Origin of the sequence: Amycolatopsis sp. CA-128772 (assembly GCF_002904295.1) — a bacterium.
Taxonomy (GTDB): domain Bacteria; phylum Actinomycetota; class Actinomycetes; order Mycobacteriales; family Pseudonocardiaceae; genus Amycolatopsis.
In genome coordinates, this window is sequence record NZ_PPHG01000097.1 from 254,332 (window position 1) to 280,298 (window position 25,967).

The following is a 25,967-nucleotide window of genomic DNA, read 5'->3' on the forward strand; positions in this document are numbered from 1 at the left end:
CGCGTGCAGCACCGGCTCGCCCGTTTCGACCGCAAGGTCACGCCGCTGCTGCTCGTGGCGCCCTTCTTCGCGCTGTTCGTCGTCTTCGGCGCCTTCCCGCTGCTGTACACGGCGTGGGTTTCGCTGCACGACTGGAACCTCCTCGAAGGCGACCGGGGTTCCGTCGGCGTCGCGAACTACGGCGACCTGCTCACCGACCCGAACTTCTACAACGCCCTGGTCAACACCGTGAGCATCTTCCTGCTCGCCGCGATCCCGGAGTTCCTGCTGGCGCTGGGCATCGCGGCGCTGCTCGACCGGCCGCTGCGGGCCGCGACCTGGTGGCGCACCGGAATCCTGCTGCCGAACGTCGTGTCCGTCGTCGCCGTCGGGCTGGTGTTCGGGCAGCTGTTCAGCCGGGACTTCGGCGTCGTCAACGAGGTCCTCGGCTGGTTCGGCGTGGCGCCGGTCAACTGGCAGGCGACGACCTGGTCCTCGCACTTCGCCGTCGCGAGCATGGTGCTCTGGCGCTGGACCGGCTACAACGCGCTGATCTACCTGGCCGCGATGCAGGCCGTCCCCGGCGACCTGTACGAGGCCGCCGAGCTCGACGGCGCCTCGCGGTGGCGGACGTTCTGGTCGATCACCGTGCCGGGGATCCGGCCGGCGCTGGCCTTCACCGCCATCGCCGGCACCGTCAACGGCCTACAGCTGTTCGCCGAGCCGCAGCTGTTCGACGGCGGCGGCTCCGGCGGGACCGGCGGCAACGACCGCCAGTTCCAGACGCTCGTGATGTACCTGTACGAGAAGGGCTTCACGCACCTCGACGCCGGCTACGCGGCCGCCCTGACCTGGGTGATGTTCGTGATCTGCGCGGTGTTCGCCCTGATCAACTACCGGCTGGTGCGCCGGTTCGTGAGGTCGGCGTGACGGCCCGGCGCCGGCCCGGCGGCTGGGTGTACGCGGCGCTGACCGGGGTGCTCGGCGCGTCGGTGTTCCCGCTGTACTGGTCGTTCGTCGTGGCCACGCGGGACAACTCGGCGATCGGGGAGACGTCGCCGCTGCTGCTGCCGGGCGGGCACCTCGCCGAGAACGTGCGGCGCGTCTTCGGCACCGTCGACTTCTGGCTGGCCATCGGGAACTCGCTGATCGTCGCGGGCACCGTCACGGTGGCCAACGTCGTGCTGGCCAGCCTCGCCGGGTTCGCCTTCGCGCGGCTGCGGTTCCGCGGCCGCAACACGCTGTTCCTGCTGGTCGTCGGCTCGGCCATGGTGCCGGCGCAGCTGGGCGTCATCCCGCTGTACCTCGTCGTCGGCGACCTCGGCTGGTACGGGCGGCTCGAGGCGGTGATCGTGCCCGCGCTGGTCAGCGCCTTCAGCGTGTTCTGGATGCGGCAGGCGTGCGAGAACGCGATCGACGCGGACCTCGTCGACGCCGCGACCGTCGACGGCTGCTCGATCCTGCGCACCTACCGGCACGTGGCCGTTCCCGCCCTCCGGGCGCCGGCCGCGGTGCTCGCGATGCTCACCTTCATGGCCACCTGGAACGACTACTTCTGGCCGTTGGTGGTCCTCGACCCGAACGAGACACCGACCGTGCAGGTCGCCCTGTCGCAGCTGGCCAGCGGCTACTACACGGACTACGCGCTGATGCTCACCGGCGCGACCGTCGCCGTGGTGCCCGTCATCGCGCTGTTCCTGCTGCTGGGCCGCCACCTCGTGCGAGGCATCCTGAAAGGGGCACCGGTATGACCTTCCCGGCCGGCTTCCTGTGGGGCGCGGCGACCGCGTCGTACCAGGTCGAGGGCGGTGTCACCGAAGGCGGCCGCGGGCCGTCCGTCTGGGACACCTTCGCGGCGACCGAGGGCAAGGTGCTGGGCGGTGCGACCGGCGCCGTCGCCTGCGACCACTACCACCGCTACCGCGAGGACATCGGCCTGCTGGCCGGCCTCGGCCTGAACGCCTACCGGTTCTCGGTCGCGTGGCCGCGGGTGATGCCGGACGGCCGGACGACGTCCGCGGCCGGGCTCGCCTTCTACGACCGGCTGGCCGACGAGCTGCTGAGCCACGGCGTCGAGCCGGTGCTGACGCTCTACCACTGGGACCTGCCGCAGGCGCTCGAAGACGCGGGCGGCTGGCCCGGGCGCGACACGGCCGCCCGGTTCGCGGACTACGCCGCGGTCGTGCACGCCGCGCTCGGCGACCGCGTGCGCCACTGGACGACGATCAACGAGCCGTTCTGCGCGGCCTTCCTCGGCTACGGCAGCGGCGTGCACGCACCGGGCGTCCGGGACCACGACACGGCGCTGGTCGCGGCCCATCACCTGCTGCTCGGGCACGGCTTGGCGACCCGCGCGCTCAGAGCACAGGCCCGGCCGGGCCACGAGTTCTCGCTGGCCCTGAACTTCGCCCCGGCCATCCCCGACGGCGACACCCCGGCCCACCGCGAAGTGGCCCGGAAGTTCGACGGCATCCACAACCGGTTCTTCCTCGACCCGGTCCTGGGCCGGGGCTACCCGCAGGACGTCGTGGCCGACGTGGAGCACCACGGCGGCCGCTTCGCCGCGGCGGTGCGCGACGGCGACACCGAGATCATCGCCGCGCCGATCGACTGGCTGGGCGTGAACTACTACGCGCCCGCGCGCGTCACCCCGCTCGACGACCCGCTCGCCCCGGGCAACTGCCCGCTGCCCGCGTTGCGCGGCCTGGACGTCCTGCCGGCCCCGCCACCGCTGACGGCGTTCGGCTGGGAGCAGGCCCCGGGCACGCTGACCGACCTGCTGCGCTGGATCGGCACCCGGTCCGGCGGCCTGCCGCTGGTGGTGGCCGAAAACGGCGCATCCTTCGCGGACGAAGTGGTCGACGGCCGCGTGTACGACGCGGCACGCGTGAACTACTTCATGGAGCACCTGCGCGCGGTCCACGACGCGATCCGGCTCGGCGCCGACGTGCGCGGGTACTTCGCCTGGTCGTTGCTGGACAACTTCGAGTGGGCGATGGGCTACACGCAACGGTTCGGCCTGGTGCACGTCGACTTCGAGACCCAGCGGCGGACGGTCAAGGAGTCGGGTCGCTTCCTCGGCCGGGTCGCGCGGGCCAATGCGCTATGGCCGCCGGCGGAAGGCGTCGGCGACGCCCGAACGTGACGGCGTCTCCAGCTTGCCCAGCAGCCGGGCCACGTGGGCCTGGACCGTCCGCCGCGGCAGCGACAGCTCCGCCGCGATGTCCGGGTTCGACCGGCCCTCCGCGACCAGGCCGGCGATCCGGACCTCGATCGGCGTCAGCGAATCCCAGCCGTGGCCCGGCCGGATCGGCGAGAACAGCGCACCCCGGCGGACGCCGAGGCGGCGCAGCCGCGTTTCCGCGCGCCGCAGGTCCCAGCGCGCCGCCAACGTCGTGTACAGCTCGGCGGCCTGCTCGAACGCCGCGTGCGCCGCGTCCAGCCGGCCCGTGCGGGCCAGCAGCACCGCCGCGTCCTCCAGCGCCGAGGCCAGTTCCGGGCGGCGGCCGGCCGCGCGGAAATGCTCGGCCGTCGCCAGCACCGGGGCCGGGTCCTCCTCGATCAGGCCGCGGCACCACGACGCCGCCGCGTGCGCTCGCGCCGGACGTCGCTCCTTCGCCGCCTCCTCCTCGCACACCGCCAGGGCCCGGCGCGCGCGGACGACGTCGTCCTGCTCCATCGCCAGGCGCACGAACGCCGGGAGCCACTGGTGGCGCAGCATCATCTGCGCGTACGTCGGGTTCAGGATCGGCTCGAGGACGGCCATCGCGCCGGCGCGGTCGCCGCGCTGCTCCGCGGCCAGGGCGTCGGCGACCAGCAAGAAGTCGAAGCTTTCGCGCTCGGCGCCGGTCGCCGGGGCGTACTCCTCCGCCGCGTCCAGGTGCGCCGCCGCCTGGGCCCGGTCGTCGCGGCGGCCCGCGATCAGCGCCGCGACGCCGTGCAGCAGCAGCGCCGCCGGGCCCGGCTCGCGCAGGCCGTTGAACGTGATGGCCGGGCCGTCCTCGATGACCGTGTCCAGCTCGACCAGGGCCTCGTCCCAGCGGCCCTCCCAGTACCGGTGCACCGCGGCCGACACCTGCAGCCCGACCGGCAGCGCGTGCCGCGCGGCGACTTCGCCCGCGGCCCGCAGCGCGTCGCCCGCCTCGGCCAGCCGGTCCAGGTTCTGCAGCGTGAAGACGCGGTTGTCGAGCAGGTCCAGGTGCAGGTCGGCCAGCTCGTGCTCGTCGCCGACGGCCTCGATCGCCGCGTCGACGTGGCCGAGCGCGCGGTCGTGCTCGCGGCGCACCGAATCGACCAGCCACAACGACTGCAGCGCGTGCGCGGTCAGGTAGCGGTCGCCGCCGGCGAGTGCCTTCGTCTCGTGCGCCGTCCGTTCCGCACTGTCCAAATCGGATAGATCGCCGCGGCGGAAGTTGGCCAGCAGCTGCCGGTGCTTGACGCGCCAGAGTTCGGGCACGCCCGGGTCGTCGATCGACGCGGCGAGCGTCGCCACCGCGCCGTCGGTGTCCCCGCGGCGGTGGCGCATCGCCGCGAGCACGTGCCGCATCTCCTCGACGGCGTCCGGCTCGACGGCGACGTCGATTGCCTGCCGCGCCAGTGCTTCCGGGCTGCGTTCCAGCCGGAACAGCACCTTGACCAGCGCGACCAGCAGCGTCTCCCGGCGCGGGTCGGTGGCGGCGCACGCGGCCAGCGCGCGTTCGAGCAGCTCGACGGCGATCAGCGGCGCCCGGGTCGACACCGCGGCGTGGTGCGCGGCGAGCCAGTCCAGCACCCACTCGTCCACGGTGGCCGGGGCCGCCACCAGCTGTTCGGCGACGCGCTTCACCGGCGCGCCGATCCCGGCGAGCGCCTCGGCCGCCTGCCGGTGCAGCGCCGCCCGCGTCCCGGCCAGCAGCCGGTCGTAGAGCGCTTGGCGCAGCAGGGGGTGCCGGAACGCCAGCTGCGTCCCGGTGTCGATGAGCACGTTCGCCGTCACGGCTTCTTCCAGCGGCTCCAGCAGGTCCGACGGCCGGCTGCCGAGCACCGCGGCGATGTCGCCGACGGCGAACTCCATGCCCAGCAACGCGCCCCAGCGCAGCACTTCCTGCGTCCGCGCGGTCAGGAAGTCCAGCCGCCGGTCGACCGCGGCGACCAGGGACCGCGGCGCCTCGAACTCCGCCGGATCGTCGACGTCGGCCTCGCCGCCGCTCACCGCGACCGCGCCGGCGCGCTTCAGGACGTCGACCATTTCCTTGACGTACAACGGGTTTCCCGCGCCACGGGCGGCGAGCTCGCGCAACCCCGGCCCGGGCGGCGCCCCGAGCTGGTCCTCGATCAGCCGGCCGACGTCGTCGCCGGTCAGCGGCGCGAGGTCGAGGACGACGCCGTCCCGCGCCTGGACGCCGCGACGCAGCTGAGCGAGCTCGGCGCGGTCCGGCGCCGGGCGGGTCGCGGCCACCAGCAGCAGCGGCAGCTGCCGGGTCGCCGCGCAGAGCCGGTGCCAGACCAGCACGGACGCCTCGTCGGCCCACTGCAGGTCGTCGAGCACGAGCACCTGCGGTGACTGCGCGCACAGCTCGTCGACCAGGGCCAGCAGCCGGTCGACGGCGCCGAGCACCGGGTCGGCCGGGCCCCAGCTGCGCCGCGCCGGGCTCTCGCCGGCGAGCTCCTTCGCCACCCGCGCGCGCCGCGGATCGGGCGAGTGCACGTCGATGGCGAGGCACTCCAGCACGACCTGCAGCGGGAACCGGGTGCTCAGCTCGTCGGCGGCGGCCGAAAGCCGCTGGAAGCCGGGGCCGTCCGGCAGCGAGCTGGCGAGCAGCTCGGACTTCCCGATCCCGGCGTCCCCCTCGATCCAGACGGCCCGCCCCCGCCCGGCCCGGACGTCGGCGACGAGCTCGGCGAGCTTCGTCGTCTCGGCCTCCCGGCCGAACAACCGGTGCCGGCTGAGAGTGACCGGAGGCGTGGGCGCGTCGAGGCTGGGGTCTTGGGCGAGGATCTGCTGCTGAAGCCGTTGCAGCGCGGGCCCGGGTTCGACGCCGAGCTCGGCGACGAGCGTGGCCCGGGCGTCGCGGAAGACGTCGAGGGCGTCGGCGGGCCGCCCGCTGCGGTAGAGGGCGAGCATGAGCGACTCCCGCAGCGATTCGCGCAGCGGGTGCTCACCGGCGAGCACCGCCAGCTCGGGCGCCAGATCGAGGTGCCCGCCGAGGGCGAGCAGCGCTTCGGCCCGCCGTTCGAGGGTGTTCAGCCGCAGCTCGGCGAGGTATTCGCGGTGCCGCTCGGCGAACCCGCCGGGCACGCCGGACAGGGCCTCGCCCTGCCAGAGCGCGAGCGCGGCGTCGAGGTCGGTGATCGCGGCCCGCGGATCCCCCTGACCGAGGTGCCGTTGCGCGCGTTCGCGGTGCCGTTCGAACAGGGCGGCATCGAGCGCGTCTTCGCCGAGCAGCAGCGAGTACCCCGCCGGATCGGACACCAGGACACTGGCGGCGGACCAGCGCGAACGGTCCGGTTCGAGCGCCCGCCGCAGCCCGGAGACGTAGGTGTGCACGCTGCCCTCGACGCTGGCGGGCGCGGAATCACCCCAGACCCCGGCGATCAGTTCGGCGCGCGGAACGGGCCGCCCGGCGTTGACGGCGAGCACCGCGAAAACGGCGCGCTGACGAGCGGGGCCGAGGCCGATTTCGGCCGCCCCGCGCCAGGCCCGCAGCGGGCCGAGGACGCCCACCCGCAGGCCGGTGTCCGCATCGCCTGGCATGTCGTTGCCGTCCCCTCTGGGGCGCAGGCCCCAGACCCCATTCCCCCAGGGACATCTAGCTACCGACTACTCCGGTGACCTTACCGACGCGCTGCCGGGGGGCAAGGTTGCGCATTCAACCCCAGCATCTCGGCAACCGGCGGCCGAGGAACCAGGAGCGGCAGGCGAGGTCAGCGGGGCGGACACGGCGCGACAAGGCAGCGGCGGGCGGCGCTTAGCGGGCCGGCTGCCGCGGGCGCGAAAGCCCCTTCCCGAGCACAAAGCCCCCTCCGCGGGCGCGAAAGCCCCTTCCCGAGCACAAAGCCCCCTCCGCGGGCGCACAAAACCCCCGCGAAGCAGCGCTCATTCCCCCGCAACAGCCCGCGACCGCACCGCATGCGCCCGCCGGATGCCGAACGGCTGCATTCGCCCCTCCGCGCGCCGGACGTCCCACACCGCGCCCATCCCCGTGTACGCCGTCAACGCCGCCCGGAACGCCGTGCGTGCCTCCGTCAGCTCGCCCGCCTCCGCCAGCAGGATCGCCGCGTCCTCGGTCGCCTTCGCCTGCTTCAGCAACCTTCCGGCCGCCCGGTAGTGCCCGGCCGCCGTCAGGACCGGGGCCGGGTCGCCCGTCACCAAGCCTCGGCAGTGCGCCGCCGCTGCTGCGTGGGCCGGTGGGACTTCGCCGTCCGGTTCGAGGAGGCGCAACGCCTCCGACGTGCGCGCCCGGTCGCCGAGGGACAACGCGATCCGGACCAGGTCCGGGAGCCACTGGTGGCGGGCCGCCGGGGGGTGGTTGTCCGCCAGCAACGGCAGCAGTGCCGCCAGCGCCGCTTCCGGGCGGCCCTCCTGCTCTGCCAGCAGGGCCCGGGCCGCCAGCAGGAAATCGCCGCCGTCGGGTTCGAGGCCCGGTGGCCACTGCCGGCGGTCGGCCGCGTCCAGGTGGGCGCGGGCCTGGGCCGGCTCGCCGCGGTGCCCGGCGATCAGCGCGCCGACGCCGTGGACCAGCAGCGCCGAACCCGGGCTGCGCAGCACGTAGGACGCCGTTTCGGCGCCGTCGCGGATGACCGCGTCCAGCTCGGCCAGTGCCTCGGGCCAGCGGCCCAGCCAGTAGTAGTGCACCGCGCCGGCCAGGTGCATCTCGCCCGGTACCGCGCGGGTGGCGGCGATCCGCCGGGCGGCGTCGAGGGGCTCGGCGGCCTCGTCGAGGCTGTCCAGGTTCGGCACGGTCAGCGCCGCGTCGTCCAGTGGGTGCAGCCCGGCGGGTGCCAGGGCCGTCTCTTCGCCGAGCTTCTCCAGCGTGGCCAGCAGCGACTCGTGCCGCCCGCGCCACATCTCCGGGACGTCGGCGTCGTCGAGGGTCCGCTTGAGCTCGGCGGTCGCTTCGGAGAAGTCGCCACGGCGGTAGTAGACGTAGGCCAGGATCCAGCGCATCTCGGCCGCGCGCCGGCTGTCGGACGTCCGCGCGACCACCGAGCGCGCCTCGGCTTCGGGTTCCCGGCCGAGCCAGAACAGCAGCCGGGCCAGGGTCGCGGTCAGCGTCTCCCGCGCGTCCGGCGGCAACGTGCCCTGCGTGACCGCGTGCCGCAGCAGGTCCACGGCGACCCGCGGCTTCTCGGTGGCGACCGTGCCGATGTGCTCCAGCAGCCACGCGGTCACCCACGGGTCCACCTGCGCGGGCGCGGCGGCCAGCTGCTCGGCGACGCGCTCGGCGGGCACGCCGGCGGCGGCGAAGGCCTCCGCCAGCTGCCGGTGCAGCGCGACCCGCATCGCCGCCGGCGTCTTCTCGTAGAGCACGCGGCGCACCAGCGGGTGCCGGAACGCCAGCCGGTCGCCCGACTCGACGAGCACCCCGGACGCGATCGCCTCGTCCACCGCACCGACCAGCGCCGTCGGCGGCCGCTCGGTGGCGACGGCGATGTCCGCCAGCGAGAACTCCCCGCCCAGCAGCGCGGCCCAGCGCAGGGTGTCGCGCGTCCCGCTGGACAGGTAGTTCAGGTACAGCGTGATCCGCGAGCCCAGCGGCGACGGGATGGTCTGGCACGAGTTGCCGTCCAGGTGCGCGTGGACGCCGTCGAGCACGATCATCGCCTGCGCGAGCAGCGTCTCGACGATTTCCCGGACGTAGCGCGGGTTTCCGGCCGCGTAGGACACCAGCAGCTGCAGCCCCGGCCCCGGTGGCGCGCCGACCAGCTCGGTGGCCAGTTCGCGGGTGGCCGTTTCGGCCAGCGGCGACAGCGTGAGCAGGGTGATGTCATCGTTGTCGAGCTCGGCTCGCAGGTCGTCGAGCGCGGCCGGCCGTGGCACCGGACGGCACGCACCGACGAGCAGCAGCGGCAGCTGCCGCGTCTCCCGGCTCAGGTAGCGCCAGACGCGCAACGTCGTGTCGTCCGCCCAGTGCAGGTCGTCGACCACGAGCACCAGCGGTGCTTCCGCGCACAGCTCGCGGACGAGCGCGAGCACGCCGTCGACCGGGTCCTCGACGGACGGCCCGGCGAGCGCGGCCCGGCGTTCGTCGGTGGCGCGCGGGTGCACGCCGAGCGCGTCGAGCAACGGCCGCAGGGAGAACCGCTGGTCCAGCGCGTCCGCGGCGGCGAAGGCCGGGTTGTGGTCGCGGGCCATGGCGAGCAGCTCGGCGAGCAGCGCCGTCCGGCCGCTGCCCGGTTCGCCTTCGAGCCACACCGACCGGCCCACCCCGGCCTCGAGGCCGTCGACGGCTTCGCGCAGCCGCGCCAGTTCGGCGTCCCGCCCGACGAAGATGTCCGCCTGCTCCGGCAGCGCCGCGGCCGGAAACCGCGCCGGACGCGGCGGCGGCGGCGGTGGCGGGGCCGGCGCCGGCGCCGCCGGTTTCTCCAGCAGCTCGTCGTGCAGCCGCCGCAGCGCCGGCCCGGGTTCGGTGCCCGAGGCCTCGACGAGCCGGTCGCGGACGTCGGCGTACACCGCGATCGCTTCGGTCCGCCGGTCGGCTCGGACCAACGCGCGCATGAGCAGCCCCCGCAACGTTTCGCGGAACGGGTGCTCGCGGGTCAGCGCGGTCAGTTCGGCGACGAGTTCGGCGTGCCCGCCCGATTCCAGCACGACTTCGGCGCGCCGCTCGACCGTCGCCAGCCGCACCTCGCTCAGCCGCGCACGCTGCGCCGCGGCGAACGGCCCGGGCAGGCCGGACAGCGGAACGCCGTGCCAGAGCCCCAGCGCCTCGTCGAGCGCTTCGCGCGCGCCGCGCAGATCGCCCGCCGACTGGCGGCGTTGCGCCTGCTCGCGCAGCGCTTCGAACCGGTGGACGTCGATCGCGCCGGCGTCGAGGCGAAGGCAGTAGCCGGAACCGATCGACGCGAGCAGCTGCGGGCCTTCGCCCTTGGCGCGCCCGGGTTCGAGCGCGCGCCGCAAGCCGGAGACGTAGGTGTAGATGGAGCCCTGCGCGCTTTGCGGCGGCGCTTCGCCCCAGACGGCGTCGATCAGCTCCTCGCGCGAGACCGTGCGGTTCGGGTGCATCGCCAGTGCGGCGAGGACCGTCCGCCGGTGCGCGGAACCGAGGTCGAGCTCCACATCGCCCTGGAAGGCCTTCATGGGGCCCAGCAGCTGGAGTCTCACGGACGCGGTCGGGGGGTCCAGGGGGGCTTGCCCCTCGGCTGGGGTCTGGGGCTCGGCCCCAGAAGGGGGCAGCGCGGAGCCGTCCGCGGCCGACATCGGTCTCCCTTCGTGCGCGACGAACCGTCACGCGCCGGATGCCTGCCGTGAGCATACGCGGAAGCGGTGAACCGGCAGGCAAGGATGGCGGACATTCGGGCAACGCGCGGGCGGGCGGGTTCCGCGCCGGGCCCGCGGTGCGCCACGCTCGGGAAGCCCGAGAGGAGCCGCGGATGCCGACCGAAGACATGCAGCGGGCCGCCGCCTGCTTCGCGCACGCCGTCGAAGCGGCCCGTTCGCGGCTTCGCGACGTCAACAGCGAGATGGCGGTGGCGCAGGCGTCGTGGCGCGGCGACGCGTCGGTGCGGTTCGGCCAAGCGATGCGCGACTGGGAGCAGGAGTACGACGTGATCCTGTCGCGGCTGGCGGAGCTGCTGGAGGCGACCGGCGGCCCGATGCCGCGGCCGCGGCTGCCGTGACCCGGCTCGACTTCAGCTTCGCCGACCTGGTCCTCGACCGGATGGGCGGCATCACCGGGGAGCTGGGCGAACTGCTCGCCGAGCTGGAGTCCCGGGTGGAGCCGGGGCTGGCCGGCTGGACGCCCGAGGCGAGGGAGGCGTACCTGCGCGCGCGGCGCGACTGGGCCCGCGCGGCCGAGCGGATGCCCGGCTGCCTGGAGCGGGCGCGGGCGGCGTTCGGCGAGCTGTCTTCACGGGCGTGAAGACGGAATAGGGACGGCGTGAAGACGGCCCGGTCACACTGCGGGCATGAAGCCCGTCGAAGTGAGCGTCCTCGCCTCGGACCCGATCACGCACGCCGGCGCGGTGAGCCTGCTGGACGCGCATCCGGACGTCCGGCTGACCGACCTCGTGCCGGACGTGCTGCTGGTGATGGAGGACCACGTCACCGAGACCGTGCTGGGCGAGATCCGCGCGGCCAAGGCGTCCCACGTCGTGCTGGTGGTCGAGCACTTCCGCGAGAGCGACCTGATGGCGGCGCTGGAATGCGGGGTGGTGGCAGTGCTGCCGCGCCGCGAAACGGGCGGCGCCGAGCTGGTGACGGCGGTCCTCGCGGCGGGTGACGGCACGGCGAATCTGCCGCCGCGGCTGCAGGGCGCGCTGCTCGCGCAGGTGCAGCGGATGCGCAAGGACGTCCTGGAGCCCAACGGGCTCACGCTGTCCGGGCTCGCCGCCCGCGAGTGCGACGTGCTGCGGCTGGTCGCCGAAGGGTTCGGGACGGAGGAGATCGCGGCGAAGCTGTGTTACTCCGAGCGGACGGTGAAGAACGTCCTGTACGGCCTGATGACGCGCTGCGGGTTGAACAACCGCGCCCACGCCGTCGCCTACGCGCTGCGGGCGGGCGCCATCTGAGACGTTTTCTTTGCCACTGTCACCTTTTCGTGGGCTAGGGTCGCGATCATGGTGCTCACGGCAGTGGAGATCGCGGCCTCCGTCCGGGCCGGGAAGCTCGATCCGGTGCGGGTGACCGAGGAAGCGCTGGAGCGGATCGCCGCGGCGGACGGCGTGATCGGCGCCTTCCGGCGGGTGCGCGCCGAGGCGGCCGTGAAGGAGGCCGCGGAGGTCGCCGCGCGGCCGGAGCTCGCCTCCCTGCCGCTGGCCGGGGTGCCGGTGGCGGTCAAGGACGTCACGGAGCTGGCGGGCGAGTACGCGTCGCACGGTTCGCAGGCCGGTCCGTCCGCGCCGGTCGAGGCGGACGGCGTGATCGCGGCGCGGCTGCGGGCGGCGGGCGCGGTGGTCATCGGCCTGACGCGGGTGCCGGAGCTGTGCATCTGGCCGATGAGCGACACCCCGGACGGCATCGCCCGCAACCCCTGGGACCCGACGTACGCGGCGGGCGGCTCGTCGGGCGGCAGCGCGGCGGCGGTGGCGGCCGGTCTCGTCCCCTTGGCCCACGGATCCGACGGAATGGGCTCGGTCCGCCTGCCGGCGGCGATGTGCGGGCTGGTCGGGCTGAAGCCGGGCGCGGACCTGCTGAGCGAAGGCGGCTGGTTCGGCATGTCGGTCCACGGCCCGCTGGCCACGACGGTCGCCGACACGGCGTTGCTGCTGTCGGTGCTGGCTGCCGAGCCTTCGCTGGCTTCGGTGCCGTCGCCGTCCGGGGTCCGTATCGGTATGTCGACAACGGTGCCCGTGCTGCGCACACCGGTCCCGAAGGAGCTGGTGGCGGCGGTCTCGACGGCGGCGGGCCACCTGGCGACGGCGGGCCACGCGATCGAGCCGGCGGCCCCGCGCTACCCGGCGACGATGGTCCTGGGCATGACGGCCCGCTGGCTGGCCGGCCCGGCGGCCCAGGCCCGCAGCTTCGACGTTTCGCGGTTGCAACGCCGGACGCGAGCCCACGTCCGGGCGGGCCGGCTGGTCGAGCGGGCGGGCTTGATCCGCGCGCGCACGCGCGACCGGTGGGTCGCCCGGGCAGAGGAGTTCTTCGCGGAGCACGACGTGCTGCTGACCCCGACGCTGTCGCACTGGCCGGTGAAGGCGGCCCGCTGGCACGAGCGCGGCTGGTTGACGAACGTCCTGCCGTCGACGCGCTTGGCGGGGTTCACGGGCCAGTGGAACTTCGCGGGCTACCCGGCGATCACGGTCCCGGCGGGCCGCTCGAAGGTGTCGGGCCTGCCGACCTCGGTGCAGCTGGTGGCGCGCCCGGGCGAGGAGTCCCTGCTGCTGGGCTTGGCGGCCCAGCTGGAGTCGGCCAACCCCTGGCCACGCACGGCCCGCAACTGACGCACCCCAATGTGGCGTTGGGTGCGTCCCACGCAGCCCATGTGGCGTTCGGTGCGTTGGACGCACCCAATGTGGCGTTCGGTGCGTTGGACGCACCCAATGTGGCGTTCGGTGCGTTGGACGCACCCAATGTGGCGTTCGGTGCGTCCGACGCAACCAACGCCACATTGGGGCGCTTGAGGGCAGCGCCGGCCGGCCCGGAACTGTCGGTGCCCGCCGGTAGCGTGGAAAACGGGGGCTGCTCAGGCACGGATGCCCGGCGCGCCTCAGCACTGCCGGAAAGCAGCAAAGGCCGCCTCGATCACCCGAGGCGGCCTTCACGAAAGAGTTTTCAGGCTCCCGGTTTGCCCGCCGCGGGCGTCAGCGGCTTCGCGCCGCTCCCGTTCGCCGGCTTGGTCGCCGGGCCGTTCTGCTTCGCCGGTGCGTTTCCCGGCTTGGCCTGCTGAGCCGCCGGTTTCGGGGCCGGCTTCGGCGCCGCGGCCTTCGGGATCGACGGCTGGACCACCGGCACCACCGGGGCCGACGGGGTCGTCGCCGACTCCGGGTCGTCGCCGCCCACCAGCTTCGAGGCCTGCGGGATCACCGCTTCCTCCGGCAGGGTCGCCAGCTGGGTCTCGCTCCGGTTGAGGATGTCCTCCGCCATCGCCAGGCTCTTGCGGGCCTGCTCGCGGATCTCCGCCAGGCGCTCGACCTTCCGGTTCGCCGCCGTCGTGCGCTGGGCGGCCTGGGTCGTCGCCTCGTCCAGGCGCCGCTTGGCCTCCGCCGTGGCCTCGTCCACACGCCGCTTGGCCTCCGCCGTCGCCTCCGCGAGGCGGCGCTCGGCCTGGTTTTTGCTCGCCGTGCGCTGGTCCGCGACGTGCTTCTCCAGCGCCGCCTTCTGGGCCGCCAGGGACGCCTCGAACTCGCGCTCCAGCTTCCGCCGCTTGCGCTCGGCCTCGTTGTCCAGCAGCTCGCGCCGCTGGGCCGCCTCGATCGTCAGGCGCTGGACCTCCGCGCGCGTCTCGGAAAGCGCGGTCTCGTGCTCCGAGTGCAGCAGGTCGGCCTGCTTGTCCAGTTCCGCGACGAGCTTCGTGTACCGCTCACGCAGCTTCGTCGACGCCTCCGTCGAGCCCGCCCACGTCTTCTCCGCGGCCGCCTCGGCGCGCTTGATGATCTCGTCCGCGCGGGCCTGCGCGAGCGTGACCGTGCGCTGCATCCGCTCGTCCAGGTCCTCGAGCCGCTCCGGCGGCTTCTTCAGCTCCTCGACGCGGGCTTCCAGCGTGGCGACCTGCTGCCGGACGGACTCCACGTCGCGGGTCGCCGCGGCGGCCCGCGCCACCGCGGCGTCGCGCTCGCTCAGTACCCGGCGCAGCTGGGCCTCGACGTGGTCGAGGTACTGCCGCACCTCGTTGCGGTCGAAGCCGTGCCAGGCCTGGGTGTACTCACGACGGAGGGGGAGGAGGCCGTTGAGGGCGGTTGCGGCGGGGTCGCGCTCAGGAACCATGCGCCCGACCGTACCCGGGCACCCGCCGCCTCCGCCGTCCGGCTTAACGAATCACCAACACGTGTCGCCGCGTCGCCGGAATGGCCTCACCCCGGAAACGCTGGGTTACCAGTGGAACCCGCGCGAAAGCCGGGCCAGCGCCATCGCCGCGCGCGACAGGTGTTTCTCGCCACGTCCGATCTTCAGCTCGCCCGAACCGCCCGCCGCGGTCGAATCCGGGAAGATCCGGAAACCCTGGTACGCGACGGCGTCGGTGAGGCCCGGCGTGAGCGTGTAGGCCAGCCCGATCGCCTGCCCGGCCGGGGTTCCGATGTGCTTCGGCCGCTCGACGAGCGCCTTCATGACCATGTCCGCGGCCTGCTCCGGCGACTTCGTCGGGAACGCGTCGTAGATCTTCGTCGGCCGGATCATCGGCGTGCGCACCAGCGGCATGTGGATCGTGGTGAAGGTGATCCCGTCGCCGTGCGTCTCGGTCGCCGCGATCCGCGAGAAGTAGTCCAGCGCCGCCTTCGACGCCGCGTACGCCGAGAAGCGCGGCGCGATGCCCTGCACGCCGATCGACGACACGTTCACGATGTGCCCGAACTTCCGCTCCGACATGTGCGGCAGCACCGCGAGGATCAGCCGGACCGCGCCGAAGTAGTTGATCGCCATCGCGCGCTCGTAGTCGTGCATCCGGTCGTACGACAGCTTGATCGACCGGCGGATCGACCGGCCGGCGTTGTTGACCAGCATGTCGATCCGGCCGTGCTCGGCCAGCATCGCGTCGACGGCCTTGCGCACCGAGTCCTCGTCGGTCAGGTCCGCCGGGTACACCGACGCCGTGCCGCCGGCGGCGACGATCTCGTCGCGGACCTCCTCCAGCTCGTGCTGCCGGCGCGCGACGAGCAGCGGGATGCCGCCTGCCGCGGCAACTTTGAGCGCGGTCGCCCGGCCGATGCCCGACGACGCGCCGGTGATGATCACGCGGCGGCCGTCCAGCTCGCCGCGCGGGCCGTGCTTGCGGGCGCGGAACGGGTCGAGGTGCTCGCGCCAGTAGCGCCACAGCGTCGGCGCGTACTCCTCCAGCCGGGGGACCTCGACCGTGCCGGCCAGCGCCTTGCGCGTCTCGGCCGAGGAGAACACCGACGGGAACGCCATCGTGTCGAGCAGCACCGGCGGGATGCCGAACCGTTCCATCACGGCGTCGCGCGCGATGGTGACCCCGGGGATGTGCTCGGTCAGCTTGACCAGCCCGACGATCCGCTTCGAAAGGCCTTCGCCGAGCTGCACGGTGATCGTCGGCGCGCCCGCGGCCCGCGCGAAGGCGTTGTACACCGACACGACCGGCTGCGGCTCCGGGTCGACCAGGTGGAAGGCGTGGCCGTCGAGACCCGGCTTGACGACCAGCTCCAGCAGCGCCTTGGCGACGTAGTCGACCGGCACGATGTTGGTGTCGCCGAGGTCCGGGCCGACGATCGGCAGCACGTCCGGCAGCCCGGCGAGCCGGTTGATCGCCGGGAAGAGGTAGTACGGGCCGTCGATCTTGTCCATTTCGCCGGTCTCCGAGTGCCCGACGACGACGGCGGGCCGGTACACCCGCCACGGCACCCGGTCCTGCTCGCGGACGATCTTCTCGGCCTCGAACTTCGTCCGGTGGTACGGCGTGACCAGCCGCTGCCCGGCGTCGAACATCTCCTCGGTGAAAACGCCTTCGTGGTCGCCCGCGACGGCCACCGAGGACACGTGGTGCAGGCAGCCCGCACGCAGGTCCGCGGCGAGGTCGACGACGGCCTGCGTGCCTTCCACGTTGGCCTTGATGCTGGCTTCGTCGTCGGCGGTGAGGTCGTAGAGGGCGGCCAGGTGCACGATGTGGTCGACGCGGCCGCGCAGCTCTTCGCGGTCGGTGCCGGACACGCCGAGCAGCGGCTCGCCGAGGTCGCCGGTGACCAGCGTGACGCGGTCGGAGTGCGGCCACTGGTCGACCAGTGCGGCCAGCTTGGCCCGCGAGGACGCCCGCACGACCAGCGCGACGCGGTCGTCGTCGGGGCGGGAGAGCAGCAGCCGGGTGAAGTGACGCCCGATCAGTCCGGTCGCCCCGGTCACCAAGAACGTCGCCATCTGACTCACACCTCTCGCCGCACGCCCTGACCCTGGGCATTCTGCTGCATGCCGTAGCCCGCGACCACCGTATCCAAACGTGATGTTACCCACGAGTAACTTAGCTGGGGTCCGCGATGACGACGCGGTTCTCCTCATAGCCGTCCGAGCCGCCGACCCAGCGGCCGCCGCACGTCACCAGGACCACGCGGTGCGGCCCGGACGGGCCGAACAGGTAGTCCGCGCGCGCCGGCAGGTCGCTCTTGTGCACCGTGACCAGCTGCGAGATCCGGTACCGCCACGTCCGGCCCGCGCTGTCCACAATGGTCACCTCGGCGCCGATCCGGGCGGACCACAGCTCGGCGAACGGGCCGGTCGCGCCCCGCCAGTTGACGTGGCCGGCGAACACGCTCGCCCCGCTTGCCGCGTCGAGTGACGCGCCCCACCACGTCGCCTGCCCGAGGTCCGCGGGGATCGGCAGCTCGCCGTCCGGGCCGAGGTCCATGCGCACCAGCGTCGCCGTCCCGCCGCCGGGCAGCCGGACGGTGCCCGGCCGCTGCCGGGACGGCGGTGGCGCCGCCGTCGAGGACGTCTGCGCGGCCGGAGCGGCCGGAGGCGTCGAGGTCGTCGCAACCGGGGACGGGGAAGGTGGCGGCGCCGGAGCCGCGACGCCGGCCGCGCCCGCGGCGGGCAGCGCCGTGCCGGCCACGACGGCCGCGGGGGACGCGGTGACCACGGAGGAGCCGAACTCCACCGCGAGCACCGTCGCCGCGCCGAGCGCGAAGCCGGCGAGCAGCCGGCCCCGGCCGCGCTTCGGCGCGGGCGGCTCCGGCCCGCCGGCGGGCGGCTCGTCGTCGGCGGCCGCCCAGCCGGTGCCCCGGTGCCATTCGTCGGTGAACCAGTCCTCGCCCTGCCAGCCGCCGCGGTGCGCCACGCCGTTACCGCCGGGACGCCCGCCGCGCGGCGGCGCCGGCCAGCCCGGCCGCCAGCAGCACCAGCAGGCCGAGCCCGGCCAGGCCCAGCCCGGAGTAGTGCGTTTCGACGACGCCTCGGGCCAGCGCCACCGGCTGGTCACCGGCCGGGATCGCGCGCGGGACCTCGTTCGGCTTGTTCGTCACCGTCAGCGCGAGGGTCTCGCCCGGCTGCACGGTGCCGCACGCCGACGGCGGGTTCTGCGGGTCGTAGGCGTTCGTGTAGCCCGGTGGCGGGCTCGCCTCGACGACGCAGATCTCCTGCGGCGCGCGGAGGTTCTCCACCGTCACGCCGCCGGTCTTGCCGTCGGTGGTGACGACCGCGGGTTTGCCGTCGGCCCCGGTGAGCGGCTTGCCGTCCCGGCCGAGCGCGGCCGATGTCCGGTCCTTGCCGGTGATCCGCAGGACGGCGCCGCCGACGCCCTTGCCGGTGTTCGCGTCCGTCTTGGTCACCTGGACGGTGCCGGGCTTGGCGACGCCGACGACGCCCTGGGCGGTCAGTTCCCGCTCGCCGCCGGTGGAGACCACGCGCTGCACGTCGGTGTCGACCGGCAGCCGGACGTAGGGCCGGTCGGCGGGCGCTTTCAGCGAGGCCGCCAGCTTCGGCTTGTCACCGGTCGGGGTCAGCTTCACGGTCACGGTGCCGTCGGCGCCGGTCTTCAGCGTGACGTCCTTCGCGGCGGCTTGCGGGCTGGCGTTCCCCGCGGCGCTGTCCACTTTCCCCACGTCGAGGGTGGCGGCGGTCGCCGTCAGCTTCACCGGGACGCCCGGGATGCCGTTGCCTTGGGCGTTCTTCACGGTCGCGGTCCACTCGGCCGCTTCGCCGAGGTGCTGGTCGCCCTTGGGGGTGAGCACCGAAGCGGTCCACGGCCCGCGGTTGGTTTCGGCGTCCGTCTCCAGCCGCTCGACGGCGTCGGCCGCGGCCCGGAAGTGCTCCTGCATGAAGGCGAGGTGCCCGGCGGCGTCGTAGGCGATCTCGTCCTTGGCCAGGCTCGGCTCGAGGTCTGCCCGGGTGCGCGGCGCCGCGGTCCACGAGTGCAGCAGGTGCGCGAGTGCGGTCGCCTCGTCCGGGTTCTTCGTGTCGCCGTAGCGCAGCAGCAGGTACGAGATGTTCGCGGCCTGGTCGGCGGGCAGCTTCGTGCCCCACTTCGTGAGCAGCTCGTCGCCGGGCCGGTACTGCTCGTCGGTGTCCGGCGCTTTGAGCAGGAAGCTCACGCAGAACACCTGCTGCCCGCCGACGACGTACGACCCCAGCCAGACCGGGCCGAAGCCCTTCTGGCCGCCGACGTCGTGCCCGATGCCCTCCTGGGTCGCGGCCGCGGCCGGCGCGGCGCCGGCCGTCGCGGACAACGTGCCGAGCAGGACCGCGGCGACGAAGCCGGTGAGCGCGCGTGCACCCGCGCGCGGGTGTGTCGACCACCCCATGGGTAAACGCCCTTCGTCCGGCGCACGGCGATGCCCGGCGCCTCTGCAGGTCACACGACTGATCAAGTCCCCGACGCGCGTTCGGTGAACAACCGGGCACGCCAGGTGAGCGTTGCGCCCGGGGCGGGAACTGTGTACCGCTCATCAGGTGGCTGTCGCCGAACGGTCGTGACCTTCGTCGCCTACCGTGTCGACCGAGGTCAACGAACCGCGATCGAGTAAAGTCCTCTTTACTCGACGGGAACCCCCGGTCCCCGGTGGTCGTTGAACCCGATGCAGCGACGAAAAACGAAGCAGCAGATCCAGGAGGATCAGGTGCGTTCCAGTAGCAACCCGGCGTTCCGCAACCTGCCCGGCGGCGGAACCCAGACTTACGGGCAGTACGGGCCCCCGGTGGGCTTCAACCAACCCCAGGGCGGCGTGCCCGGGTACGGCCCGGGCCGGGCCACCTCCGGCGAGGGCGACCGGCCGATGACCGTCGACGACGTCGTCGTCAAGACGGGCCTGTCCCTCGGCACCGCGCTGCTGTTCGGGGTGATCACGGCGATCTGGGCGCAGGTCCAGCTGGCCGAGACCGGCAAGCTCTCCGGCGCGCTCGTCGGGGCGATGATCGGCGGCCTGGTCGTCGGCCTCGTCATCTCGCTGGTGATCATTTTCCGCCAGAAGCCCAGCGGCGCGCTGACCCTGACGTACTCGGCGGCCGAAGGGCTCTTCCTCGGCGCGCTGAGCGGCGTGTTCGAGGTGATCTACCCCGGCATCGCGCTGCAAGCGATCGTCGGCACCGTCGGCGTCTTCATCGGCATGCTGGTCGTCTACAAGACCGGCGCGGTCAAGGTCACGCCGAAGCTGACCAAGTGGATCGTCGGTGCCGTCGTCGGCGTCGCGATCCTGATGCTGTTCAACCTGATCAGCTCGCTGTTCTTCGGCTTCAACCCGCTGCGCGACGGCAGCCCGCTGGCCATCGCCTTCAGCATCCTCTGCATCGGCATCGCGGCCTTCAGCTTCCTGCTGGACTTCGACCAGGCCGACCGGATGATCCGCGAGGGCATGCCGTCGAAGTGGGCCTGGTACACCGCGTTCGGCCTGATGACGACGCTGGTCTGGCTGTACCTGGAGATCCTGCGGCTGCTCTCGTACCTGCGTGAGTAACCTGGCTCACCGTCCCGCAGTGAAGGCGCTCCGTAATCGGCGGGGCGCCTTTTCTGTGGGTGATTCGTGCATTTGTGGACCCCGCTGCAGACCGTGCTCACCCTGCGTGTTTGATGTGCCGGACGGTTCTTCTCTTCACATGTGTGAGGTTCACAGTGAGCGTTCCCCCTCCGGCCCCCGGGGGCCAGCAGCCGGTGGGTCAGCCCGATCCCTACGGTCCGCCTCCGGGCGGGCAGCCGCAGCAGCCGTACGGCCAGCAGCAGCCCGGTCCGTACGGCCAGGCGCCGCAGGGCCAGCCCGGCCAGTTCGGCCCGCCGCCCGGCCAGTTCCCGCCCGGGCAGTTCCCGGCCGGCCAGCCGGGCTTCCCGCCCGCGCCGCCGGCCCCGCCGAAGCGCTCGTGGACCAAGGGCCTGATCATCGGCGGGATCGGCGCGATCGTGGTGATCGCGCTGGTCGTCATCGGGATCGTCTCGTTCATGAAGTCGCCGGCCACCTCGAACGCCGGTGACTGCCTCACGATCACCGAGTTCACCCAGGGCGGCGACGACCCGGCGAAGGCCGACTGCAACGACCCGAAGGCGAACGTCAAGATCGCCAAGAAGCTGGACAGCGCCTCCGACGACTGCCCCGGCGGCTCCACCGCCGGCTACGACACCTACTCGGTCAGCGGCCGCAGCTCGTACAAGCTGTGCCTGATGATCAACGCCAAGCAGGGCGACTGCCTGGCGAACTTCACGTCGCAGACCAAGGGCTACCTGAAGGTGCCGTGCAGCGACCCGACCAAGGACGGCGAACTCGTCAAGGTCGTCGCGGGCCAGGCCGACAAGAACGTCTGCGAGGGCACCGACGCCACGCGCGTGGCGGTGTACCCGGAGCCGGCCACGACGATGTGCGTGAAGACGAACGAGTAACCACGGCTCTCCCGAAGGCCCTCTCGCCGACCGCGAGGGGGCCTTCGCCGCGTTCAGGAGAATCCGGGTTTCTCCGTTCGTCCCACGGAGTGCGACGGGCTGCGCCCGGGCCGCGGCGGCTCGCGCTGTTCCGTTCGGGGTTCGGCTTCATCTCGGCGGGGCGGCAGCTGATCGCCGTCGGCAACGGGCAGGGCCTGCGAGCCCACCCTCTCCTGCTCGGCACCGCCGCGGCTCCTGGCCGGTGCTCGTGGGCGCGGTCGTGCTGGGCGTGCCGGCCGGCCCGGTACTGCGCGACAAGAACAGCCTCACCGGCATCGGCATCATGATCGGCACGGCGGTGGCCGCGGCGGCCGCGGGCGCGTGGAAGATCCACAGTTCGATCCCGTGGCGCACGGCGGTGGCGGCCCTGCTCGGCGGCGTCCTGATGGGCATCAGCGCGCGCATGGCGGGCGGCTGCAACATCGGCGCGTACCTGGGCGGCATCTCGACGGGCAGCCTGCACGGCCGGCTGTGGGGCGTGTTCGCGCTGGGCGGCACGTGGCTCGGCCTCCGGCTGCGGCCGCTGTTCGGCCTGGCGAACTCGGCGCCGTCCGTCAGCAGCTGCTGACGACGAAGGCCCCCACCAGCGGAACCCGCGGGTGGGGGCCTTCGTCAAGCGATCAGGAAAGGCGCTCGATGATCAGCGCCATGCCCTGGCCGCCGCCGACGCACATCGTCTCGAGGCCGAACTGCTTGTCGTGGTGCTGCAGGGAGTTGATCAGCGTCGAGGTGATCCGGGCGCCGGTCATGCCGAACGGGTGGCCGACCGCGATCGCGCCGCCGTTGACGTTCAGCCGGTCCAGGTCGATGCCCAGGTCCCGGTAGGACGGGATGACCTGCGCCGCGAACGCCTCGTTGATCTCGACCAGGTCGATGTCGCCGATCGACAGCCCCGCGCGCGAAAGGGCCTGCTTGGACGCCTCGACCGGGCCGTAGCCCATGATCTCCGGCGAAAGCCCGGTGACACCCGTGGACACGATCCGCGCCAGCGGCGTCAGGCCCAGCTCGCGGGCCTTCGTGTCGGACATGATCACCAGGGCCGCCGCGCCGTCGTTGAGCGCGCAGCAGTTGCCCGCGGTGACCCGGCCGTCCGGGCGGAACACCGGCTTCAGGCCGGAGACGCCTTCCACGGTGACGCCGGCGCGCGGGCCGTCGTCCTTCGAGACGACCGTGCCGTCCGGCAGCGTCACCGGGGTGATGTCCTTGGCCCAGAAGCCGTCCGCGATGGCCTTCTCGGCCAGGTTCTGCGAGCGGACGCCGAACTCGTCCATCTCCTCGCGCGTGACGCCCTTCAGCCGCGCCAGGTTCTCCGCGGTCTGGCCCATCGCGATGTAGACGTCCGGGACGTTGCTCTCGGTGCGCGGGTCGGTCCAGGTGCCGGTGCCGGACTCCGCGGTCGCCTTGGTGCGCGCTTCCGCGTCGGCGAACAGCGGGTTGTGCGTGTCGGGCCAGGAGTCCGAGCTGCCCTTGCCGAACCGCGAGACGGTCTCGACGCCGGCCGAGATGAAGACGTCGCCCTCGCCGGCCTTGATCGCGTGGAACGCCATCCGGGTCGTCTGCAGGCTGGAGGAGCAGTACCGGGTGATGGTGCAGCCGGGCAGGTGGTCGTAGCCCAGCTCGACGGCGACCGCGCGGCCCATGTTGAACCCGGACTCGCCGCCCGGCAGGCCGCAGCCCAGCATCAGGTCGTCGATGTCCGCCGGGTCCAGCTGGGGCACCTTGGCCAGGGCCGCCTGGACCATCTGCACGGTCAGGTCGTCGGGCCGCATGCTGACCAGCGAACCCTTGTTGGCGCGCCCGATCGGCGAACGCGCGGTGGAGACGATGACGGCTTCAGGCATGACGTGACACATCCTCGTATCGCGAGCTAAGCAGTTGCTCACCATACTGCCGGGTACGGCGTCCGGGTCAAAGCCGAACGCGACCAAGGCAACACTGCCGCGCGTAGCGCGTCCGTTGCGGGCGGAGGTGGGGGCATGGATGGACACTCCTGGCAGGATCGGGTGCCGTGCCGAACGACGTCGAACGGGTGCTGCGGACCAGGACAATCCTGCTGTGGGGAGCCGGGCTGCTGGTGGTCGCCGCGCTCGCCGCCGCCCTGCTGCTGACGCTGCTGGGCGGCGGCCGTCCGGAGGACTCGGCACGGCTGGACGCGCTGAAGACCGCGGCCAACATCGTCGTCGGCACCGGCGGGGCCGCCGCCCTGCTGCTCGCCGCCCGGCGGCAGCGCTCGGCCGAGCTGGACCTGGTGCAGAAGAACCACGACGCCACCGAGCGCCGCGTCACCGAGATCTACGGCAAGGCGGCCGACCAGCTCGGCAGCGACAAGGCCCCGGTCCGGCTCGCCGGCCTGTACGCCCTCGAGCGGCTCGCCGGCGGGTACGCCGAGCACCGGCAGACCATCGTCAACGTCCTCTGCGCCTACCTCCGGATGCCCTTCGACGACCCGGAGCGCGACCTCGAGGAGCTGCAGGTGCGCAAGACCGCCCAGCGCATCCTGCACCTGCACCTGCGCCCCGGGTCGGCGGAGCAGCCCGGCGAGGGCTTCTGGCCGGACATCGACCTCGACTTCTCGGGGGCGCATCTCGTCGGCCTGACGCTCACGCACTGCTCGATCCGGTCGATCAGCTGCCACGGCACGGTGTTCTCCGAACTGGCGGCGTTCCGCGGCACCGAATTCCGCACCAAGGCCGTTTTCAACCAGGTCCGTTTCAACGATCGCGCCGATTTCCGCGGAACGGTTTTCACCGGCGGCTGCGAGTCGTTCAACGGCGCCGTTTTCGCAGGTCCCGCCAATTTCGGCACGAAGTCGGCCGCGCGGCTCGCGGGCGCGAAAGCCAAGCAGGGCTTCACCCGCACCTGGCCACCGGGCTGGGAAGAACGGCCGGACGCAACCGAACCCGGCTGGGCGGAATTGACTCGAAAGGGTGAACCAGGGCAACCGGCGGACCGATAGGATCGTCGCACCAGGGAAAGAGTCGCCACACCCACAGGAGGTGAACCGGCGATGATTACCACCCGGGCCGCCTGCTGGGCGTCCAAGGCCTTACGGACGGGCTGCCGCACGGTGTTCGACGCCGGGCGGGACCTCCGGGACGGGATGACGGCTCAGTGTGCAGCGGCCCTCGGGCCGGTACCGGTACGGACAGGCGGCTTGGTGGCGGTCTGAGGTCCGGGCCGGACGGCCCGACCTCGCGCCCACTGACCCACCATCACCGACGCGCACCCGGAGTCCGCTCGGGGTCCGATCGTGCACGACTGGACAGCTCTGCCGGCCGGCTGGTTACCGATCCGGCCAAAAGCAGGCCGCCCCCCGGGCCGCAGGTGACCTGTGCCCCGAAGTCATCCGGCCGTGGCTGTGGCCGGATCGGTAACGATCGGCACAGTAGGCTGGCGGTCGTGGAGTACGCAGAGCACATCGCAGACCTCGTGGGCAACACCCCGCTGGTCAAGCTGAACTCGTTGACCAAGGGGCTCAAGCCGCTCGTGCTGGCCAAGGTCGAGTACCTGAACCCGGGTGGCTCGGTCAAGGACCGCATCGCGCTGCGCATGATCGAGGCCGCCGAGGCCTCCGGTGAGCTGCGGCCCGGCGGCACGATCGTCGAGCCGACGTCCGGCAACACCGGCGTCGGGCTGGCCATGGTCGCGCAGCGCAAGGGCTACCAGTGCGTCTTCGTCTGCCCGGACAAGGTGAGCGAGGACAAGCGCAACGTGCTCAAGGCGTACGGCGCCCGCGTCGTGGTGTGCCCGACGGCGGTCGCGCCCGAGCACCCGAGCTCCTACTACAACGTCTCCGACCGCCTGGTCCGCGAGATCGACGGCGCCTGGAAGCCCAACCAGTACGCCAACCCGCAGAACCCCGAAAGCCACTACCTCTCGACCGGCCCCGAGCTGTGGACGCAGACCGAGGGCAGGATCACGCATTTCGTCGCGGGCGTCGGCACCGGCGGCACGATCTCCGGCACCGGCAAGTACCTCAAGGAGGTCAGCGACGGCCGCGTGCAGGTGGTCGGCGCCGACCCGGAGGGCTCGGTCTACTCCGGCGGCAGCGGACGCCCGTACCTGGTCGAAGGCGTCGGCGAGGACTTCTGGCCGGACACCTACGACCGGACCATCGCCGACGAGATCATCCCGGTCTCGGACGCCGACTCCTTCCAGGTCACTCGCCGGCTCGCGCTCGAGGAGGGCCTGCTGGTCGGCGGCTCCTGCGGGATGGCCGTCGCCGCCGCGCTCAAGCTCGCCGAGCGGCTCACCGAGGACGACGTCGTGGTCGTGCTGCTGCCCGACGGCGGCCGCGGCTACCTGACCAAGGTGTTCAACGACACCTGGATGTCCTCCTACGGCTTCCTGCCGCCCGACTCCTCCGGCGCGACGGTCGCCGACGTGCTGACCAAGAAGAGCGGGCACCTGCCGGCGCTGGTGCACTCGCACCCGAACGAGACGGTCGCCGAGGCCATCGCGATCCTCTCCGAATTCGGCGTCAGCCAGATGCCCGTGGTCAGCGCGGAGCCGCCGGTGATGGCCGCCGAGGTGGTCGGCGCGGTCAACGAACGCGACCTGCTCGACGCCCTGTTCACCGGCAAGGCGCAGCTGGCCGACCGGCTCGAGCAGCACATGTCCCCGCCGCTGCCGACGATCGGCGGCGGCGAGCAGGTGAGCTCCGCGATGACGGCGCTGGAGGGCGCGGACGGCGCGCTCGTGCTGGTCGACGGCAAGCCCGCCGGGGTCGTCACCCGGCACGACCTCCTGGGCTTCCTCGCCGGTCGCTGAGCGGGAGCTGTGAAAGTACTTGATCGGCGAACCCGGCCGGGGCGTTACGAGCGCCCGGCCGGGTGATCCGATAGCGTG

The 25,967-nt window shown here is 72.9% G+C and carries 18 protein-coding genes and 1 pseudogene; 12 read left to right on the forward strand and 7 right to left on the reverse strand.

Annotated features, from left to right (window positions below):
* Window positions 1-3 precede the first annotated feature (3 nt).
* The 3 genes from C2L59_RS44965 to C2L59_RS44975 are packed head-to-tail and all read left to right on the forward strand — an operon-like array spanning window position 4 to window position 3,124.
* Complete coding sequence (locus C2L59_RS44965) at window positions 4-909, forward strand: carbohydrate ABC transporter permease (protein ID WP_103355687.1); 906 nt, start codon at window positions 4-6, stop codon at window positions 907-909.
* Window positions 906-1,730 carry a carbohydrate ABC transporter permease gene (locus tag C2L59_RS44970; RefSeq protein ID WP_103355688.1) on the forward strand — a complete coding sequence of 275 codons (825 nt, stop codon included), beginning with the start codon at window positions 906-908 and terminating at the stop codon, window positions 1,728-1,730. Before C2L59_RS44965 ends, C2L59_RS44970 begins: the two co-directional genes overlap by 4 nt.
* Window positions 1,727-3,124, forward strand: coding sequence for a GH1 family beta-glucosidase (locus C2L59_RS44975; RefSeq protein WP_103355689.1), 1,398 nt, complete (start codon window positions 1,727-1,729; stop codon window positions 3,122-3,124). The genes C2L59_RS44970 and C2L59_RS44975 overlap by 4 nt, the downstream gene beginning before the upstream one ends.
* On the opposite strand, the gene C2L59_RS44980 is transcribed toward C2L59_RS44975, so the two are convergent.
* Window positions 3,083-6,712 (reverse strand): BTAD domain-containing putative transcriptional regulator, encoded by a 3,630-nt coding sequence (locus tag C2L59_RS44980; protein ID WP_233224043.1) that lies wholly within the window; start codon window positions 6,710-6,712, stop codon window positions 3,083-3,085. The two genes, C2L59_RS44975 and C2L59_RS44980, sit on opposite strands and share 42 nt — an antisense overlap.
* Window positions 6,713-7,054: 342 nt before the next feature.
* Entirely contained in the window at window positions 7,055-10,258 is a 3,204-nt protein-coding gene (locus C2L59_RS44985; RefSeq protein WP_199199752.1) for a BTAD domain-containing putative transcriptional regulator, read from the reverse strand.
* A gap of 293 nt (window positions 10,259-10,551) precedes the next feature.
* On the opposite strand from C2L59_RS44985, the gene C2L59_RS44990 reads away from it, so the two are divergent.
* The 4 genes from C2L59_RS44990 to C2L59_RS45005 are packed head-to-tail and all read left to right on the forward strand — an operon-like array spanning window position 10,552 to window position 13,062.
* Window positions 10,552-10,797, forward strand: coding sequence for a WXG100 family type VII secretion target (locus C2L59_RS44990; RefSeq protein ID WP_103355691.1), 246 nt, complete (start codon window positions 10,552-10,554; stop codon window positions 10,795-10,797).
* Complete coding sequence (locus tag C2L59_RS44995) at window positions 10,794-11,039, forward strand: hypothetical protein (RefSeq protein ID WP_103355692.1); 246 nt, start codon at window positions 10,794-10,796, stop codon at window positions 11,037-11,039. Before C2L59_RS44990 ends, C2L59_RS44995 begins: the two co-directional genes overlap by 4 nt.
* 46 nt (window positions 11,040-11,085) lie before the next feature.
* Window positions 11,086-11,688 (forward strand): response regulator transcription factor, encoded by a 603-nt coding sequence (locus C2L59_RS45000; RefSeq protein WP_103355693.1) that lies wholly within the window; start codon window positions 11,086-11,088, stop codon window positions 11,686-11,688.
* Window positions 11,689-11,736: 48 nt separating this feature from the next.
* On the forward strand, window positions 11,737-13,062 hold the full coding sequence (locus tag C2L59_RS45005; protein ID WP_103355694.1) for an amidase: 1,326 nt from the start codon (window positions 11,737-11,739) through the stop codon (window positions 13,060-13,062).
* 331 nt (window positions 13,063-13,393) lie between these two features.
* On the opposite strand, the gene C2L59_RS45010 is transcribed toward C2L59_RS45005, so the two are convergent.
* The 4 genes from C2L59_RS45010 to C2L59_RS45025 form a co-directional block, all read right to left on the reverse strand.
* Window positions 13,394-14,545, reverse strand: a complete 1,152-nt coding sequence (locus tag C2L59_RS45010) for a cell division protein DivIVA (protein ID WP_103355695.1) — start codon at window positions 14,543-14,545, stop codon at window positions 13,394-13,396.
* A 105-nt stretch (window positions 14,546-14,650) separates the two neighbouring features.
* Window positions 14,651-16,645 (reverse strand): SDR family oxidoreductase, encoded by a 1,995-nt coding sequence (locus C2L59_RS45015; RefSeq protein ID WP_103355696.1) that lies wholly within the window; start codon window positions 16,643-16,645, stop codon window positions 14,651-14,653.
* Window positions 16,646-16,745: 100 nt separating this feature from the next.
* Complete coding sequence (locus C2L59_RS45020; protein ID WP_103355697.1) at window positions 16,746-17,558, reverse strand: class F sortase; 813 nt, start codon at window positions 17,556-17,558, stop codon at window positions 16,746-16,748.
* A 4-nt stretch (window positions 17,559-17,562) separates the two neighbouring features.
* Window positions 17,563-19,020 (reverse strand): collagen binding domain-containing protein, encoded by a 1,458-nt coding sequence (locus C2L59_RS45025; protein ID WP_103355698.1) that lies wholly within the window; start codon window positions 19,018-19,020, stop codon window positions 17,563-17,565.
* Between the two features lie 315 nt (window positions 19,021-19,335).
* Here C2L59_RS45025 and C2L59_RS45030 point away from each other — a divergent pair, with 315 nt between their 5' ends.
* From C2L59_RS45030 to C2L59_RS45040, 3 genes and pseudogenes are all read left to right on the forward strand, one after another.
* Window positions 19,336-20,169 (forward strand): Bax inhibitor-1/YccA family protein, encoded by an 834-nt coding sequence (locus C2L59_RS45030; RefSeq protein ID WP_103355699.1) that lies wholly within the window; start codon window positions 19,336-19,338, stop codon window positions 20,167-20,169.
* A gap of 194 nt (window positions 20,170-20,363) precedes the next feature.
* The gene (locus C2L59_RS45035) at window positions 20,364-21,080 is read left to right on the forward strand and encodes a hypothetical protein (protein WP_103355700.1); all 717 of its coding nucleotides are present in this window, start codon (window positions 20,364-20,366) and stop codon (window positions 21,078-21,080) included.
* A gap of 214 nt (window positions 21,081-21,294) precedes the next feature.
* Window positions 21,295-21,687: pseudogene (locus C2L59_RS45040) on the forward strand (YeeE/YedE thiosulfate transporter family protein); the annotation flags it as partial.
* Between the two features lie 52 nt (window positions 21,688-21,739).
* On the opposite strand, the gene C2L59_RS45045 reads toward C2L59_RS45040, so the two are convergent.
* A complete protein-coding gene (locus tag C2L59_RS45045) occupies window positions 21,740-22,960 on the reverse strand; it encodes an acetyl-CoA C-acetyltransferase (protein ID WP_103355701.1) in 1,221 nt (406 codons plus the stop codon).
* 167 nt (window positions 22,961-23,127) lie between these two features.
* Here C2L59_RS45045 and C2L59_RS45050 point away from each other — a divergent pair, with 167 nt between their 5' ends.
* Window positions 23,128-24,075: a pentapeptide repeat-containing protein gene (locus tag C2L59_RS45050; RefSeq protein ID WP_103355702.1), complete on the forward strand. Its 948-nt coding sequence runs from the start codon at window positions 23,128-23,130 to the stop codon at window positions 24,073-24,075.
* A gap of 443 nt (window positions 24,076-24,518) precedes the next feature.
* Window positions 24,519-25,889, forward strand: a complete 1,371-nt coding sequence (locus tag C2L59_RS45055; RefSeq protein ID WP_103355703.1) for a cystathionine beta-synthase — start codon at window positions 24,519-24,521, stop codon at window positions 25,887-25,889.
* The last annotated feature ends 78 nt before the right edge of the window (window positions 25,890-25,967 follow it).